Origin of the sequence: Bordetella genomosp. 11 (assembly GCF_002261215.1) — a bacterium.
GTDB lineage: Bacteria > Pseudomonadota > Gammaproteobacteria > Burkholderiales > Burkholderiaceae_B > Bordetella_C.
Map to the genome: position 1 here is coordinate 456,056 of NZ_NEVS01000001.1, position 15,813 is coordinate 471,868.

The window sequence follows — 15,813 nt, forward strand, 5'->3', positions numbered from 1 at the left end:
CAAGGCCCCCGCCAGCCGACTAGTTTAAGCGGAAACGCATCTCATGCTCGATAACCTTACTCAACGCCTGTCGCGCGTCGTCAAGACGCTGCGCGGGGAAGCCCGCCTGACCGAGGCCAACACCCAGGAAATGCTGCGCGAAGTGCGCATGGCGCTGCTGGAGGCCGACGTGGCGCTGCCGGTCGTGCGCGACTTCGTGGCCCGCGTGAAGGAAAAGGCGCTGGGCGAAGAGGTCGCCAACAGCCTCAGCCCCGGCCAGGCGCTGGTCGGCATCGTCCATAAGGAGCTGACGGCCCTGATGGGTGGCGACCTGGGCCCGGAGGCCGGCGAACTATCCCTGGCGGTCCAGCCTCCGGCTGTCATCCTGATGGCCGGCCTGCAGGGCGCCGGTAAAACCACCACCACGGGCAAGCTCGCGCGCTGGCTGGCGGAAGGCAATCACGTCCAGAACGGCCGTAAAACCGGTAAAAAGAAGGTGGCGGTGGTCAGCGCGGACGTCTATCGCCCGGCCGCCATCGAACAGCTGAAAACCGTCGCCGCGCAGGTGGGCGTCGATTTTCTGCCTTCCGATCCCAGCCAGAAACCGGAAGACATCGCCCGCAATGCCGTGGACCACGCCCGGCGCTATCACTATGACGTGCTGATCGTCGACACGGCGGGCCGATTGGGCATCGACGAGGCCATGATGCGCGAAATCCGCGCCTTGTACGACCTGGTCAAGCCCGTTGAAACGTTGTTCGTGGTCGATGCCATGCAGGGCCAGGACGCCGTCAATACGGCCCGCGCCTTTGCCGACGCGCTGCCCCTGACGGGCGTGATCCTGACCAAGCTGGACGGCGATGCGCGCGGTGGCGCGGCGCTGTCCGTGCGTCACGTGACCGGCAAACCGTTGAAGTTCGTCGGTGTCTCGGAAAAACTGGACGGCCTGGAGGCCTTCTACCCGGACCGCATGGCGCAGCGCGTCCTGGGCATGGGCGATATCGTCTCGCTGGTCGAGCAGGCGCAGCGCAATATCGACATCGCCGAGGCGCAGAAGCTGGCGACCAAGCTGAAGTCGGGCAACAAGTTCGACCTGAACGACTTCCGCGAGCAACTGGGCCAGGTCAAGAAGATGGGCGATATGAGCGCGCTGCTGGAAAAGCTGCCCGCCCAGTTCCAGCAGGCGGCGGGCCAGCTGCAAAACGGCCAGGCCGACAAGCAGCTGCGCCGCACCGAAGGCATTCTTAGCTCCATGACGCCGGCCGAGCGCGCCAAGCCCGAGCTTATCAAGGCGTCGCGCAAGCGTCGCATCGCCGCCGGCGCCGGGGTGCCCGTTCAGGAGGTCAACCGCCTGCTTTCCCAGTTCGAGCAGATGCAGGGGATGATGAAGCAAATGAAGAAGGGCGGCATGGCCAAGATGATGCGGGCCATGGGCGGCCTGAAAGGCCTGGGTCGTTTCGGCGGCGGGATGCGCTAGGCGCCGGGTTCCCAACCGCAAAAAAACGGCCAGGGGTTTACCTGGCCGATGTGACCGGAGCGGGAGGGGAAAAATCCGCGCCGGCGAGACCGTCGAACACGCTGCGGAAGTTCGATGGCAGGCCCATTATGCGGATCGGCTCGCGGAAGCACCGTCACAGAGTTGTAACCGGTTGCGAGCGTCACGTTGTGTAGTAGGTTGTGTCGTGAACTGAGCCCGGCGTCAACCGCCGCCCACGGCGACGACGATCTCCAGCTTGTCGTTTTGTTTCAGATGCGTTTCCGCGTGCTGACTTTTAGGCACAATTTCGCCGTTCTTTTCGACCGCGACGCGCTTGCCGACATAGCCGAGCAATTCCAACAGGCCGAGTACCGTCGTTTCGGTGGCGATTTCCCTTGGCTCACCGTTCAGCTGAATCTTCATCGTCATGATCCCGGGGGGCGGTTCAGGGGCGGCCCGTTGCCGCATAGCGGTTGGTGGCTTCCAGCAGATGAGCAAGAATGCCGGGCTCGTCGAAGGCGTGGCCGGCATCCGGCACGATGTGCAGTCGGGCTTCGGGCCAGGCGCGGTGCAGGTCCCAGGCCGTGCGGACCGGCGTGCAAGCATCGTACCGCCCCTGCACGATCACGCCCGGTACGTCGCGCAGCTTGTACGCATCGCGGATCAACTGGCCTTCGTCCATGAAGCCTTCATGGACGAAATAGTGGTTCTCGATGCGCGCGAAAGCCAGGGCCGCCTGGTCGCCCGCGTGGCTTTGCTGGTGGCGCGTGCTGGGCAGCATGGTGATGGTGCTGTCTTCCCACCGGCTCCACGCCTTGGCCGCGGCGAGTTGCGCGGCCGGGTCGCTACCCGTCAGCCGACGGCGATAGGCCTGCACCATATCGTCGCGTTCTTCCGGCGGAATCGGCGCCACGTATTCTTCCCACAGGTCCGGAAAGAGTTCGGACGCGCCGTGCTGGTAATACCACTGCACCTCGGACCGCCGCACGGTGAAGATCCCGCGCAGGATCAACGCCGCCACGCGGTCGGTGTGCGTTTGCGCATAGGCCAGCGCCAGCGTGGAGCCCCAGGACCCCCCGAATACCAGCCAGCGGTCCACGCCGGCGACTTCGGTGCGCAGGCGCTCCATATCGGCCACCAGATGCCACGTGGTGTTGTTGTCCAGGCTGGCATGCGGCCGCGAACGGCCGCACCCGCGCTGATCGAACAGCAGCACGTTGTATTGGGCGGGGTCGAATAATTGCCGATGCACCGGCGCGCACCCGCTACCAGGCCCGCCGTGCAGGAACACAGCGGGCTTGCCGGCGGGATTGCCGCACAGCTCCCAATACACCTGGTGGCCGTCTCCGGTGTCCAGCATGCCGTGGCGATAAGGTTCGATAGCGGGAAATAGCATTCAGGCGACTCGCTTGAACATGAGGTCCCAGACCCCATGGCCCAGGCGCAGGCCGCGGGTTTCGAACTTGGTCTGGGGACGGAATTCGGGACGCGGCGCGTAGCCGTCGGCGGTGTTGCGCAATTGGGGTTCGGCGCCCAGGACTTCGAGCATCTGCTCCGCGTAATGTTCCCAGTCGGTGGCGCAATGCACGTAGCCGCCCGGCTTGACGCGGCTGGCCAGCAGGGAAACGAAGGGCGGCTGGATCAGGCGCCGCTTGTGATGGCGCTTCTTGGGCCAGGGATCGGGAAAGTAGATGTGCACGCCGTCCAGGGAGTCCGGCGCGATCATGTCGCGCAGGACTTCCACCGCGTCATGCTGGATGATGCGGACGTTGCGCAGGGCGGAAGCCTCGATGCGCTTGAGCATCGAGCCGACGCCGGCATTGAAGACCTCCACACCCAGGAAATTGTCGCCGGGGCGGTCCAGGGCGATGCGCTCGGTGGTTTCACCCATGCCGAAGCCGATTTCCAGGATGGTGGGCGCCTGGCGCCCGAAGATGGCGGCCGGATCCAGCCGGCGCTGCGCATAGGGAATGGACCACTGCGCCAGCAGCCGTTCCAGCGCGTCGCGCTGGCCTTGCGTGATATGGCCGCGCCGGTGGACGAAGCTGCGGATATGGGTGGCGGCCAGGCCGTCCGGCGCGTGTTCCGGCGACGCCAGGTCAGCCTGGGAGGAGGGTGTCAGGGACGGCGAGGGAGGCTCGTCGTCTTCGGATGCGGGGGTCGTATTCATAGCGCGCCATTGTAGTGGGCCGGACTGGTGCGCGGGCGCAGGAGGGACAGGATTAGCCTATGCGGTGGCCCGCGTCCGCCGCCGCGCTATAATTCGTCTCCCTGCCGCGGGCGCTTGCCAGCGGTACGGCCTTGCGGGTGTAGTTCAATGGTAGAATGGCGGCTTCCCAAGCCTCAAGCGTGGGGTTTACTGGCCATATGTTCCACCGCTTGTTCCACCGCTGATCCCTGCTGGATCGCAGATCGCGTCTAGCACAGCTAGGTCGGGAATTTCTCGACCATTCCTCTGCCCAGCCCTGAACAGACCATTCCCGTCCACTGTTGATCGCGGCGGGAGCGGCATGCGCGTAATCCGCCCGGATCGAGCCAGGCTAGCGCTGCTGCTTTAGCTTTGCCGTCTGCTCCTCATTCAGCCGCGCGGCCTCGTCCCTGGCGTAGGTCGCTTCGCCGGCCTCGTAAGAGCCCTCGTAGGAGCAGCTGTTCCACCAGTGGCAGGAACTGCTGCGTTGGGGGGCGGCCGGGCCACAGGCGCTGAGCAGTATGGGGAGAGACAAGGCCAGTATGAAGCGGGGAATCATGTCGCGGAGTTGCCGTTGCATTGAGTCGAACTCGCAAGATTGTCAGCTAACGCCCCTGGGGTCAAACGCGCGCCGGATAATCGGATCGTGGGCTGCGCTCAGCGCGCGCTCCACCGGCAGGCCATCCAATCCACGGGAGACCGCGCCTGCCGCACCGCGCCACCATCGGCCACCCTCGGCCAATGTATAATCGCGCTTCCTGCTGGCGCCACGCCATGCAGACGCGACATCCGGGCGGGTGTAGTTCAATGGTAGAACGGCGGCTTCCCAAGCCTCAAGCGTGGGTTCGATTCCCATCACCCGCTCCACTGCATCAATCTGCGGACTTCCGCAGAAATCCCAGAGAGTCTGCAAGTCGTTGCCGCACAAAGTCCTGACGCATGTTCAGGAGCAGCAGCATGGCACTCTCAGACCTGGCGGGGCCAAGATCAACTGTTCGCATAGCGCATCGCGCTGGGCGGAATACAGTCGCTTAAGTCGACGGACACGGAAAGCTTCGATGTCCGGTCGAGGCGAATCCGCAGGCTTGCGCCCCTGATCTTGGTACACACGAGAGTCGGCGATTTTGGTTCTTTGGTTCGTACCGGCAAAGGTCCAGAATTCTGGCTTCAACCCGGAGATAAAAGTCGACCATGATGCCTCGCCGTTTTCTCGCCGCGTTTTGCGCGATTGTTGCGCTCTTCGCCAGTGCTCGCGTCCCTGCACATGAGGGCAGCGAAAAAGTGAAGCCGATTTTCGAACAGGCGATTCCCAATGTGCCGGGGAAGTCGCTCGTCGCGGTGGAAGTCGAGTATCCGCCCGGCGGTGCGTCGGTACCTCACACACATGCGAAATCCGCGTTCATTTACGCGTATGTGATATCGGGCGCGATCGAATCGAAGGTGAACGATGGCGAAGCGCATGTGTATCGCGCCGGCGAAAGCTGGTCCGAGCCGCCCGGCGCGAGACATACAGTCAGCCGAAACACGAGCAAAACCCAACCCGCGAAGCTGCTGGCGGTATTTGTCGTTGACGCCGACGATAAAGAACTGACCACGCCGGCCCGGTAATGCGGCTGCCCCCGGCCTGCGGCGATTGCGGAAAGGAGCGTGCTGCCGGTTTGATCCTATCCGGCATTTTATTGAGCATGGGTAGTCTCGAAGCCGGTATCGCTTAGGCCTAAAGTGCAGGCTTAGGACCCCAGCACCAGCAAGCGCAGGAGATAGAAAGTGACACTGGACCATGCCATCTTCCGGCGTTGGCCGGCACAGCATCCCGATCGACTCCAACTTTTTTCATTGCCGACGCCCAACGGCGTGAAGGTCGGCATCATGCTGGAGGAAACCGGGCTGGCCTATGAACCGCATCGCATCGATATCACGGCCAATGAAAGCCACGACCCGGCGTTCCTCGCGCTCAATCCCAATGGCAAGATCCCGGCGATCTACGATCCCGACGGACCGGGCGGCCGGCCGCTGGCCTTGTTCGAGTCGGGCGCGATCCTGATCTATCTCGCCGACAAGACAGGGCAGTTTCTCTCGACGGATCCCCACACGCGCTACGAAACGATCCAGTGGCTGATGTGGCAGATGGGCGGGGTCGGGCCGATGTTCGGCCAGGTTGGTTTCTTCAATAAGTTCGCCGGCAAAGCGTACGAAGACAAGCGTCCGCGCGACCGATACGCAGCCGAGTCGGCACGGCTGCTGGGCGTCCTTGACCAAAGGCTCGCCGGTCGCGACTGGGTCATCGGCGCCGACTACACCATCGCCGATATTTCGCTGCTCGGCTGGGTGCGTAACCTGATCGGCTTTTACGAAGCGCGCGAGCTTGTCGGCTTCGACCGCTTTGCGCATGTGCAGGCGTGGCTCGAGCGTGGCCTCGCGCGCCCTGCAGTGCAGCGCGGATTGAGGGTGACGGAGCACGTCGCCGAGCGGCGGGTTTGATACGGAATGCGGCGATACGTTTCCACGTGATTTCGGCACACCCGAAATATTGCGGTCTGCCTTCAAACGCATTCATAATCTTGCCAATTCCGGCGCCCCCGCCGGGATACCCGCCTATATGCGCGCGCAGGTGCGGCCGGTATCGGCCGCTCCGCCCGCGCCAAAATACGCTCTTCGCCACGACAACAGCCGGGTGCTCTGCTGTATCGAAATGGCCAGGAATTCCATCAGGCCCCGAGGGACCATGTCCATTTCAATGCTGATCCGCCGTACCGCACTGCTGTTTCTCGTCGCGCTCGTGTCCGCGTGCTCTTCCACAAAGACCAGCCCCGATGTTCCCAGCGGCAAGGCGGCTTCGTCGAGCCCGACCGTCACCACCAGCCAGGCAGCCGACTCATGCAGGTCCAACCGCAGCAAATGCATCTACAAGGGCCAGTACGAGGCGGGCGAGCGCGACTATGCCGAAAAAGAGGCGAAGCGCCTGAACATGGCCGAGCTGGAGCGGCTGCGCCGGGCCTTCGGTAATTGACGCGCCCGGCGGCGGCGTTCGAAGTATCTATGCCGCTGGCGCGATGCGGGCCTGGGCCGCGATGCCGTGCAGCTCGCTTTCGTCCAGGGTTTCCTTTTCCAGCAACAGCCTGGCGGTGCGTTCCAGGACGTCGCGCCGCTCTTCCAGCATTTTCACGGTGCGCGCGAACGCCGTTTCGATAATCTGGTGCACCGTCCGGTCGACCACCGCCGCGGTGGCCTCGGAATAATCGCGTTCCGTCGTGGACGAGGCCAGCTCATCCGGGACCAGGAAAGAGCGGCGGTCCCGTTCCAGCGAAACGTTGCCAATGGTTTCGGTCATCCCGTAGCGCATGGCCATTGCGCGCGCGATGTCGGTGACCTTGGCCAGATCGTCCGCCGCGCCGGTGGACAGGTGCCCGTAGACCACCCATTCGGCGGCGCGGCCCCCCAGCAGCACCGCCATCTTGTTTTCCAGTTCCTCGCGCGTCATCAGGAAGCGATCCTCCGTGGGGCGCTGGATGGTGTAGCCCAGCGCGCCGACGCCGCGCGGAATGATCGACACCTTGTGGACCGGATCCACGCCGGGCAGGGCCATGGCGATCAATGCATGGCCGGTCTCGTGGTAGGCCACGACTTCGCGCTCTTTCGGGTTGAGCAGCCGGTTGCGCTTTTCCAGGCCGGCGACGATACGTTCGATGGCGTTGTTGAAGTCCTCCATCGCCACGGCCGTGGCCTGCCGGCGGGTGGCCAGCAGCGCCGCTTCGTTGACGAGGTTGGCGAGGTCGGCGCCGGTAAAGCCGGGCGTCAGCGCCGCCACGCTTGCCGCGTCCACGTCCGGCGCCAGCGTGACTTTCTTCATGTGCACTTTCAGGATCTGGATGCGGCCCTGCTTGTCGGGCCGGTCCACCAGCACCTGGCGGTCGAAGCGGCCTGCGCGCAGCAGCGCCGGGTCCAGGATTTCGGGCCGGTTGGTGGCCGCCAGCAGGACCAGGCCGGTCGATGCATCGAAGCCGTCGAGTTCGACCAGCAACTGGTTCAGCGTCTGTTCCTTTTCGTCGTGGCCGCCCATGGGGCCGATCCCGCGCGCCCGGCCCAAGGCGTCGAGTTCGTCGATGAAGATGATGGCGGGGGCCTTGGCGCGGGCCTGCTCGAACAGGTCGCGCACCCGCGCCGCGCCGACACCCACGAACATCTCGACGAACTCCGAACCCGAGATCGAAAAGAACGGTACCTTGGCCTCGCCCGCCACGGCCCGCGCCAGCAGGGTCTTGCCGGTGCCGGGCGGTCCGACCAGCAGCACACCCTTGGGCATGCGGCCGCCCAGGCGCCCATATTCCTTGGGATTGCGCAGGAAATCGATGATCTCTTTGAGTTCTTCCTTGGCTTCATCGACGCCCGCGACGTCATCGAACGTGACGCGGGTATCGGTTTCGACATAGACCTTGGCCTTGCTTTTGCCTATCTGCATCAGCCCGCTGCCGATGCCGCCGCCCATCCGGCGCAGGATGAATATCCATACCCCGGCGAACAGCACCACCGGCAGCACCCACGACAGCAGGTCGCGCAGGAAAGTGCTTTCGATCTGGCCGGTGACCACCGCGCCATGCTCGCGCAGCTGGCGGGCGATGTCGGGCTGGACGCGGGTGGTGATGAAATGGGTACGGCCTTCCTGCGGCGTGGTGAAACGGCCCTGGATGTATTGGTCGGATACGGCGGCCTCGGCGATCTGGCCGGCGTCCAGGTAGGTCTCGAACTGGCTGTAGGGGATCTGCGCGACTTGCTGGGTGGCGGTGTAGAACGATTGAAACCAAAGCAAGGCGGCGATCGCCAGCAGCCAGTAGCCCAGGTGGAACTGCGTCTTCCGGTTGATTTTCATATCGGGTTCCCGGGACGGCCGCCACGGCCCCCGATCGGGGCCTTGCCGGCGGGTCGTGGGTTGCGCCGTTCGCGCGGCGTCAGCCCTTGACCGTGATGCGCTCGACGCGGGATTGCGCGCTTGCGCTCCTGGCCAGTGTAATGGCCGGCACGCCATTCTTGAAACTGGCTTCGACCTGGTCCCCGTCGATGCGATGGCCGGGATGCTGGCGCCGCCGGCCGCCCGATCGGCCCCCGCCTGCAGCCAGCGCCGCTCGGGGGAGGGCGGTTATGGACGGGGGGCGTCCAATCCCAGGAATTCCGCCGCGTTGTCGCACAGCCAGCGTTGGCGGATGTCCTCCGGCAGGGGCAAGGCGGCGAATTCATCCAGGGTGCGGGGCACCGGCATCATGGGGAAGGCGGTGCCGAAGATCATGCGGTGCTTCAGGATCGTCTTGCCGTACTGCAATAGCGGCTCGTAGCCGGAATGCGGCGTGGTCATCAGGCGCGGCCGGATGGCCAGGGTGCCTATCCACAGATTGGGATGGCGCCATGCCACGGCGATCAACTCGTTGACCCAGGGCCACCCCGGCGGCGAGGCGCATACGCGCAACTCCGGAAAGTCGCGCAGCACGCGGTCCAGCGCCTGCGGATGGCCATGGTACATCGACGCGTGGGTCGAAAAATTCGTGCCGCAATGGATGTTGACGGGGACGGCCAGCTCCACGCATTTCGCATACAGGGGATAGAGCAGGCGATCATCGATGTCCAGGCCCAGTTCGAAGCCCTGGACGTTGAGGCCGCGCAGGCCCAGTTCGCGGACCGCATGGTCGAACTCCCGCACCGCCGCCATGCCGCGGTGCGGGTCGACGCCCGCAAAGCCGATATAGCGGGGCCCATGTTCGCGGCAAAAGGCCGCCACGGTCTCGTTGGCGATCTTGAAGCCGAAGGTGGAGCCCAGGTCGCGCGCCTTCAGGACCACGGCCCGCGCATCCAGGCGTTCGTAGGTGTCGAGGTAGTCGCGCAGCGCGTCCGGTCCGGTTTCGCGGTCGACCTGGGCCTCGCTGCTGCCGTAGACGCGCCGGTAGTTCGATAGATGCGGGGCCCGGCCCTCGAAACCTGGGGCGGGCGGGCGGCTGGAGAAATCGACGAACATGGCGGTCTCCTGCCGGCGCGTTCAGCGCCAGCTCGATTGTTGGCGGTCGTAGCTGCCTGCGTAGGGGTCGGCGGTTTCGGCGATGAGGCGCTTCTTGGCGATTTTGCGCGAAGGCGTGCGGGGGAAATCCTCGTCCATGTACTGCAGGTAGCGCGGTACCTTGAATGGCGCCAGATGACGGGCGCAATGCGCGAAGATATCTTCCGGCGGCACGTCGGCGGGCGTCAGGCCCGCGCGCAGCTTGATATAGGCCTTGACCTCTTCGCGGCGCAGCGGGTCCGGGACCGGGACGACGGCGGCTTCCTCGATATCGTCCATGCCGCGCAGCACGGCTTCCACCTCGTTGGCGGCGATGTTCTCGCCCGCGCGCTTGATCATTTCCTTGATGCGCCCGACCAGGTAGTAATAGCCGTCGGCATCGCGGCGGAACAGGTCGCCGGTGCGAAACCACGCGCCGTCGAAGCTTTCCGCGTTGGCTTGCGGCCGTTTGTAATAGCCCAGGAAAATGCCGCGCCCGCGGACCCAGAGTTCGCCGATCTCGCCGTCGGGCGTGGGCGTGCCGTCTTCGTTGCGGATATTGAAGCGGCGGAATGCCGCGGGCAGGCCGCAGCTGCGCACGTGCGACATCTCGCGCGCCCATGCAGGCATCAGCGCGCCCGTGCCGATCTCCGTCATGCCATAGCCTTCCCGGGCCGTCACGTCGAAACGGCGCTGCACGTCGCGGCGCGCCGATTCCGTCCAGCCATAGATGCTGATGTACTTCAGGCTGACCTGGCGGTCCTCGTCCGATTCTGGATAATGCGACAAGGCCGGTTCCGGGAAAATACAGTAGTGGATGCGGTAGTCCTTCAGCCAGGACATGAAGCGGCTCAGGCTCATGCGGTCGGCGATGAAGGCCGTGCCGCCCAGCGCCAGCGTCATCAGGAACTGCCACATGGGATCCATGTAGAAGAAAGGCGCCCAGATCAGGACGTTGTGGACGCCGCCCTCGGCGGTGCGCCGATGCCGGGCGGAATTGTGCGCGTGGATCATCCAGTAGTCGTGGGTCAGCAGGCAGCCCTTCGGAAAGCCGGTCGTGCCGGACGTGTACTGCAGGTTCAGTACGTCCGTACACGCCACCGGCACCGGGGCGGAGAACCCGGGCTGGCCGTCGCGCACCAGGGCGTGCCAATCCGGATAGGAGTCGGCCGCGGGCGTATCGCCGCCTTGCGTGCCGCTGTCCGTCCCGGCTGTGCGGTCCGCGCCCTGCGGCGCGTCGGGATGCCGGTGAACGATGATGCGCTCCGGCGCGAGCAGCGGCGGCAGCTCGGGCAGCGCGTCCAGCGTGGACAGCAGGTCGCGCTCGACGATGACATACTGGGCGTCCGAATCCCGCAGCACGAAATCCAGCTCGTCGGCCGTATATGAGGTGTTGACGGGCACCATCACGGCGCCGATGCGCCCCAGCGCGATCCAGCTGACGGGGAATGCCGGCGTGTTGCCCAGCATGACCGCGACGTGGCAGCCTTTGCGCACGCCACGCGCCAGCAGGCTGGAGGCCAGCCGGTCGGCGTGATCGTCCAGTTCCGCATAGGTCATGGACCGGCGTTGTTCGAACCAGACCGCGGCGGTGGCGCCGCCCATCAGCGCGGCGCGCTGCCGCACGAATTCGCCCAGCGATTCGGGCAGGGCGAGCGATTCTTCGCGCTGGCGGCGGGCGAGCTCGTCCCGCACGGTCGAAGACTGTGTGTGCATTGAATCTTCCTCTAGTATCCGGTCGCGGCGCGCAGCGTGCTCCGTCATGAACGTAGGCGCTATTCCAGCACCAGGCAATCCCGGTGCGACCACGTCAGCCGCACCGGCGCATCGCGCGGCAGCGGGACGCGGTCGCGTCGGTTGGGTTCCTGTACCACCATGCGGACCGCGCCGGCCACGCGGACGTGGTGGCGCACGATGCCGCCCAGGATGATCGTGTCTTCCAGTACGCCATCCACGCCTTGCGGATCCGCGGCGGCCTGCTCGCCGCCCGGCCGCATGGCGATGCTCTCGGGCCGTATCAGCAGGCAGGCGGCTTTACCCGCCGCCGGCGCGGCGCCCGGGCAGGCGGCCCGTGTCTCGCCGAATGCGGTCGACACCGTTATGCCGTCCTCCGCGATCGCCCGTACATCGCAGGCCACCAGGTTGGCCGTGCCGATGAAGTCCGCGGCAAAGCGGGTGGCGGGGCGGAAGTACAGGTTTTCCGGGCGATCCTGCTGTTCGATGCGGCCGCCGTTCATCAGGACGATGCGGTCGGACATGGTCAGCGCCTCGTCCTGGTCATGCGTGACGTTCAGCATGGTGATGCCCAGCTCGGCATGGATGCGCCGCAGTTCCAGCTGCATCTGCTCGCGCAGCTTTTTGTCCAGGGCGCCCAGCGGTTCGTCCAGCAGGATCAGCGCCGGGTTGTAGACGATGCAGCGTGCCAGGGACACCCGTTGCTGCTGGCCGCCGGACAGCTCGCGCGGCTTGCGCGCGGCCAGGCCGGGCAGGCGGACGAGTTCCAGCACGTCGCCGACCTTGCGTTCGATCTCCGCCCTGGACAGCTTGCGTACCCGCAGCGGGAAGGCGATGTTTTCGAACACCGTCATATGCGGCATCAGGGCGTAGTTCTGGAACACCATGCCCAGTTGCCGCTGGCTGGGCGGGCTGGTCGTGACGTCGCGGCCGTCGATGAGTATGCGTCCGGTCGACGGCGGCACCATGCCGGCGATCAGGTTCAGCAGGGTGGTCTTGCCCGAGCCGCTGGGGCCGAGCAGGGTGACGAACTCGCCTTTGCCGACGGATAGATCCACCGGATGCAGCGCATGGATATCGCCATAGCGCTTGGAGACTTGCCGCAGTTCGATCATATTCATCGCGATCGGATCCCTGGATATCAGTGGCGGCCGCGCAGGACCACGCGCGCCGCGTTGTGGCCGGGTACGCCCGTCACGCCGCCGCCCGGATGAACGGATGCGCCGCACTGGTACAGGCCGGTAATGGGCGTGCGATAGTCCGCCGCGCCCTGGACCGGCCGGCGGAAGAAGATCTGATCCGCGCTGAGTTCCCCATGATGGACATGGCCGCCCGGCAGCGCGAACCGTTCTTCGAGGTCCTGCGGCGCCAGTACCTGGACGTGGTCCACGCAGCCGCGAAAGCCCGGCGCATGCGCTTCCAGCGTCTCGAACACGGTATCGCGCAGGTGGTCGCGCGCCGCATCGCGGTCCAGGTCGCGCAGCCGGTAGGGCGCGTGCTGGCCGAAGATGCTGATCAGGTGCTTGCCTGGCGGCGCAACGGTGGGATCCAGCTGGCTGGGCGTCAGGATCACCAGGGGCAGCCGCGGCGCCAGGGTGCCATGGCGCGCGGCGTCGTAGGCCTGCTCCAGGTAATCCACCGACGGCGCGATACGGACTTGGGTGGGATAGTCGAAACCGGCCGACGCGGCATCGAAGTCCGTGAAGACCGGCAGCCGGTTCATCGCCAGGTTCACCTTGAAGGCGTGCGAGGTGTCCCGGATGCGGTCGACACGCGCCAGGAATTCCGCCGGTACATGCGCCGGGTCGAGCAGCCGGCGGAACAGGACCTTGGTGGCGGTGTTGGACACGACGCATTTCGCGTGCAGCGTTTCGCCGCTTTCCAGCGTGACGCCCGTCGCGCGGCCGTGCTCGACATTGACGCGGGCCACCGGCGCGCCCAGGCGGACTTCCATGCCATGGGCCTGCCCGGCGGCGGCGATGGCCTCGGAAATCGATCCCATGCCGCCGCGCACGAAGCCCGCCGGGCCGGCGGGGGTGGTGTGATCGCGCACGTAGCCGCGCAGCAGGACGTAGGCCGATCCAGGCGCGGACAGCGTGGTGGTGGCGCCGCCGCACGACACGTAGAAACCCAGGGCCGCGATGATCTCGTCCGACTGGAACCAGCGTCCGAGGAAATCGCGCGCGCTCAGCGTGAGGACATCGTAAAGGTCGTGGAACTGGTCGCCGATGTTGCGGTAGCGCCAGGCAAAGCGCAGCAGGCGCAGGCGGGAAGGCAGGTCGCGCGCGGCCGGATCGGGAGGGATCTCCCACAGCATGCGCGATACCGTGGCACCCAGCCTGGCCATGTGGTCGCGATAACGGGGATAGGCCGCCGCATCGGCGCGGCTATAGCGCGCCATGTCGGCGCGGAGCCGGGCGTCGTCGCCGAACACCAGGCTGCGGCCCTGGCCATACAGGTGCAGCATGGGCGTGGGGCGGATGACGGCATAGCCGTGGCGAGCCAGCTCCAGTTCCTGGATGATGCGCGGTTGCAGCAAGGCCATGGTGTAGGAGGCCACGGATACCCGGTAGCCCGGCCAGACCGCCTCGCTGACGGCCGCGCCGCCGATGACCTCGCGCCGCTCGAGCACGCAGACCTTGCGTCCCGCGCGTGCCAGGTAGGCGCCGCAGACCAGGCCGTTGTGTCCACCGCCGATGATGATCGCGTCGTAGCTTGTCGCCATGGTTTCCCTGGTCGTCAATCGGGTTGCTGGCGCCGGGGCGGCTGCAAGGCCATGATGGCCAGGCAGACCACCAGCGACAGGATGGTAAGCAGGGTCGATACGGCGGCCAGCACCGGGGACACTTCCCAGCGGATCGCGCTGTACATCTTCACGGGCAGTGTGGTGGTTTCCGGGCCCGTGATGAAGTACGCGATGATGACCTCGTCGAAGGAAATCAAAAAGGCGAAGAGCGCACCCACCAGTATGGACGGCCGGATCTGCGGCACCACGACTTCCGTGAAGATGCGCAGCCGGCCCGCGCCCATGATCATGGCGGCGGTTTCCAGCGCGGGATCGGCATGCCGCAGGCCGGCACCCAGGGCGACCAGCATGAAGGGTATGGTGGCCACGGTATGCGCCAGGACCACGCCCAGGGTCGTGTTCACCATGCGCAGGGCGGACAGGTGCATGTACATGCCCAGCCCCAGCACGACCACGGGCACCAGCATGGGCGCCAGGGAAACCAGTTCCAGCACGCGCCGCCCGCGGAAATGTCCGCGCGCCAGGGCGTACGACGCAGGCAGGGCGATCAGCAGCGACAGGACCGTTACGCAGCAGGCGACCAGCAGGCTTTGCAGGGCCGATCCCCACCATGCCGGATCGCCCAGGAACTGGCGGAACAGCGCCAGCGAGAACTCCTTGGGCGGGAAGCTCAGCTCCTGCGCGCCGCCGAAGGAGATCGGGATGACGACCAGGCTGGGCAGCAGCAGGAAGAGATAGCCCGCCCATGCGGCGGCGGCGCCCGCCAGCCGCCAGCCGTGGCGCGCGGTGAACAGCGGGGAGGGGGGAGTATCGGGGCGGTTCATGCGAACGTCGTCTCCCGGTCGCGCTGGACCCGGATCAGCATCGCGATCAGCAAGGCCGAGATGGCCAGCAGCACGAAGGCGATCGAGGACGCCAGGTTCCAGTCCAGTGTCTGGCGCGTATAGAAATCGATCAGGTTGGCCAGCATCATGTCCTGCCGCCCGCCCAGCAGCGCTGGCGTGATGTACATCCCCATGGACAGCGTCAGGCACATCAGCACGCCGGCGCATACCCCCGGCAGGCTGAGCGGCAGCGTGATGCGCGTAAAGATGCGCCATTGCCCCGCGCCCATGATTTCAGCGGCCAGGTGCAGGTTGCGGTTCTGGTTGACCAGGCTGGCCATGACGGGCAGCACCATGAAGGGCAGAAGGTAGTTGGTCATGCCCAGCACCACGCCGACGCGATTGAACAGCAGCTCGACATGCCAGGCGCCCCCCGACATCCATCCCAGCAGCTGGTTCACCAAACCGCTGCTTCCCAGCACGATGGTAAAGGCGTAGCTTTTGACCAGGATGCTGGTCCAGAAGGGCAGCATCACCATGATCAGGTAGGGCGCGCGGCGGCGCGGCGACATGGCCGCCAGGTGCATGGCGATCAGGTAGCCCAGCACCAGGCTGGTCAGCGTGGCCAGCACGCTGATGTGCAGCGTGGTGCCCAGCACGCGATGGATCAGCGTGCCGTTGACCACCTCGGCATAGCCGCGCAGCGTGTAGCCGTGGTCGTAGATGCTGGACCAGCCCACCCGGCCCAGCGGCAGCAGGAAAAACAGCAGCAGCAGCGCGCAGAGGGGGGCCAGCAGGACGACCACGGTCCTGGTGCTGAGGGTGTGGGGCATGGGGTGACAGGCC

14 protein-coding genes and 1 tRNA gene are annotated in these 15,813 nt (G+C 65.8%); 5 read left to right on the forward strand and 10 right to left on the reverse strand.

Going from position 1 to position 15,813, the window contains the following annotated elements:
• Positions 1-43 precede the first annotated feature (43 nt).
• Positions 44-1,456: a signal recognition particle protein gene (ffh, locus tag CAL28_RS02050; protein WP_094839750.1), complete on the forward strand. Its 1,413-nt coding sequence runs from the start codon at positions 44-46 to the stop codon at positions 1,454-1,456.
• Between the two features lie 222 nt (positions 1,457-1,678).
• Here ffh and thiS read toward each other — a convergent pair whose 3' ends face one another.
• From thiS to trmB, 3 genes are read right to left on the reverse strand one after another with little or no spacing between them, the layout of a single operon-like run.
• A complete protein-coding gene (gene thiS / locus CAL28_RS02055; RefSeq protein WP_094840572.1) occupies positions 1,679-1,879 on the reverse strand; it encodes a sulfur carrier protein ThiS in 201 nt (66 codons plus the stop codon).
• Between the two features lie 22 nt (positions 1,880-1,901).
• Complete coding sequence (pip, locus tag CAL28_RS02060; RefSeq protein ID WP_094839751.1) at positions 1,902-2,852, reverse strand: prolyl aminopeptidase; 951 nt, start codon at positions 2,850-2,852, stop codon at positions 1,902-1,904.
• A complete protein-coding gene (gene trmB / locus CAL28_RS02065) occupies positions 2,853-3,626 on the reverse strand; it encodes a tRNA (guanosine(46)-N7)-methyltransferase TrmB (RefSeq protein ID WP_094839752.1) in 774 nt (257 codons plus the stop codon). It abuts the gene before it with no gap.
• Between the two features lie 811 nt (positions 3,627-4,437).
• Between trmB and CAL28_RS02075 the strand changes: the two genes are divergently transcribed.
• The 4 genes from CAL28_RS02075 (at position 4,438) to CAL28_RS02090 (ending at position 6,654) form a co-directional block, all read left to right on the forward strand.
• Positions 4,438-4,511 (forward strand) — tRNA-Gly (locus CAL28_RS02075).
• 324 nt (positions 4,512-4,835) lie between these two features.
• Positions 4,836-5,252 (forward strand): cupin domain-containing protein, encoded by a 417-nt coding sequence (locus CAL28_RS02080; protein ID WP_094839754.1) that lies wholly within the window; start codon positions 4,836-4,838, stop codon positions 5,250-5,252.
• A gap of 159 nt (positions 5,253-5,411) precedes the next feature.
• Positions 5,412-6,125: a glutathione S-transferase N-terminal domain-containing protein gene (locus CAL28_RS02085; protein WP_094839755.1), complete on the forward strand. Its 714-nt coding sequence runs from the start codon at positions 5,412-5,414 to the stop codon at positions 6,123-6,125.
• Between the two features lie 244 nt (positions 6,126-6,369).
• Positions 6,370-6,654: a hypothetical protein gene (locus tag CAL28_RS02090; RefSeq protein ID WP_141218124.1), complete on the forward strand. Its 285-nt coding sequence runs from the start codon at positions 6,370-6,372 to the stop codon at positions 6,652-6,654.
• A 27-nt stretch (positions 6,655-6,681) separates the two neighbouring features.
• Here the strand turns inward: CAL28_RS02090 and ftsH are convergent, their stop codons facing one another.
• From ftsH to CAL28_RS02125, 7 genes are all read right to left on the reverse strand, one after another.
• The gene (ftsH, locus tag CAL28_RS02095; protein ID WP_176463840.1) at positions 6,682-8,511 is read right to left on the reverse strand and encodes an ATP-dependent zinc metalloprotease FtsH; all 1,830 of its coding nucleotides are present in this window, start codon (positions 8,509-8,511) and stop codon (positions 6,682-6,684) included.
• Between the two features lie 267 nt (positions 8,512-8,778).
• The gene (locus CAL28_RS02100; RefSeq protein WP_094839757.1) at positions 8,779-9,645 is read right to left on the reverse strand and encodes an amidohydrolase family protein; all 867 of its coding nucleotides are present in this window, start codon (positions 9,643-9,645) and stop codon (positions 8,779-8,781) included.
• 21 nt (positions 9,646-9,666) lie between these two features.
• Entirely contained in the window at positions 9,667-11,379 is a 1,713-nt protein-coding gene (locus CAL28_RS02105) for a class I adenylate-forming enzyme family protein (protein ID WP_094839758.1), read from the reverse strand.
• 59 nt (positions 11,380-11,438) lie between these two features.
• A complete protein-coding gene (locus CAL28_RS02110; RefSeq protein ID WP_094839759.1) occupies positions 11,439-12,518 on the reverse strand; it encodes an ABC transporter ATP-binding protein in 1,080 nt (359 codons plus the stop codon).
• A 20-nt stretch (positions 12,519-12,538) separates the two neighbouring features.
• Positions 12,539-14,122, reverse strand: coding sequence for a phytoene desaturase family protein (locus CAL28_RS02115; protein WP_094839760.1), 1,584 nt, complete (start codon positions 14,120-14,122; stop codon positions 12,539-12,541).
• 14 nt (positions 14,123-14,136) lie between these two features.
• Positions 14,137-14,967, reverse strand: coding sequence for an ABC transporter permease (locus CAL28_RS02120; RefSeq protein ID WP_094839761.1), 831 nt, complete (start codon positions 14,965-14,967; stop codon positions 14,137-14,139).
• The gene (locus CAL28_RS02125; protein WP_094839762.1) at positions 14,964-15,800 is read right to left on the reverse strand and encodes an ABC transporter permease; all 837 of its coding nucleotides are present in this window, start codon (positions 15,798-15,800) and stop codon (positions 14,964-14,966) included. Before CAL28_RS02125 ends, CAL28_RS02120 begins: the two co-directional genes overlap by 4 nt.
• Positions 15,801-15,813: the final 13 nt, after the last annotated feature.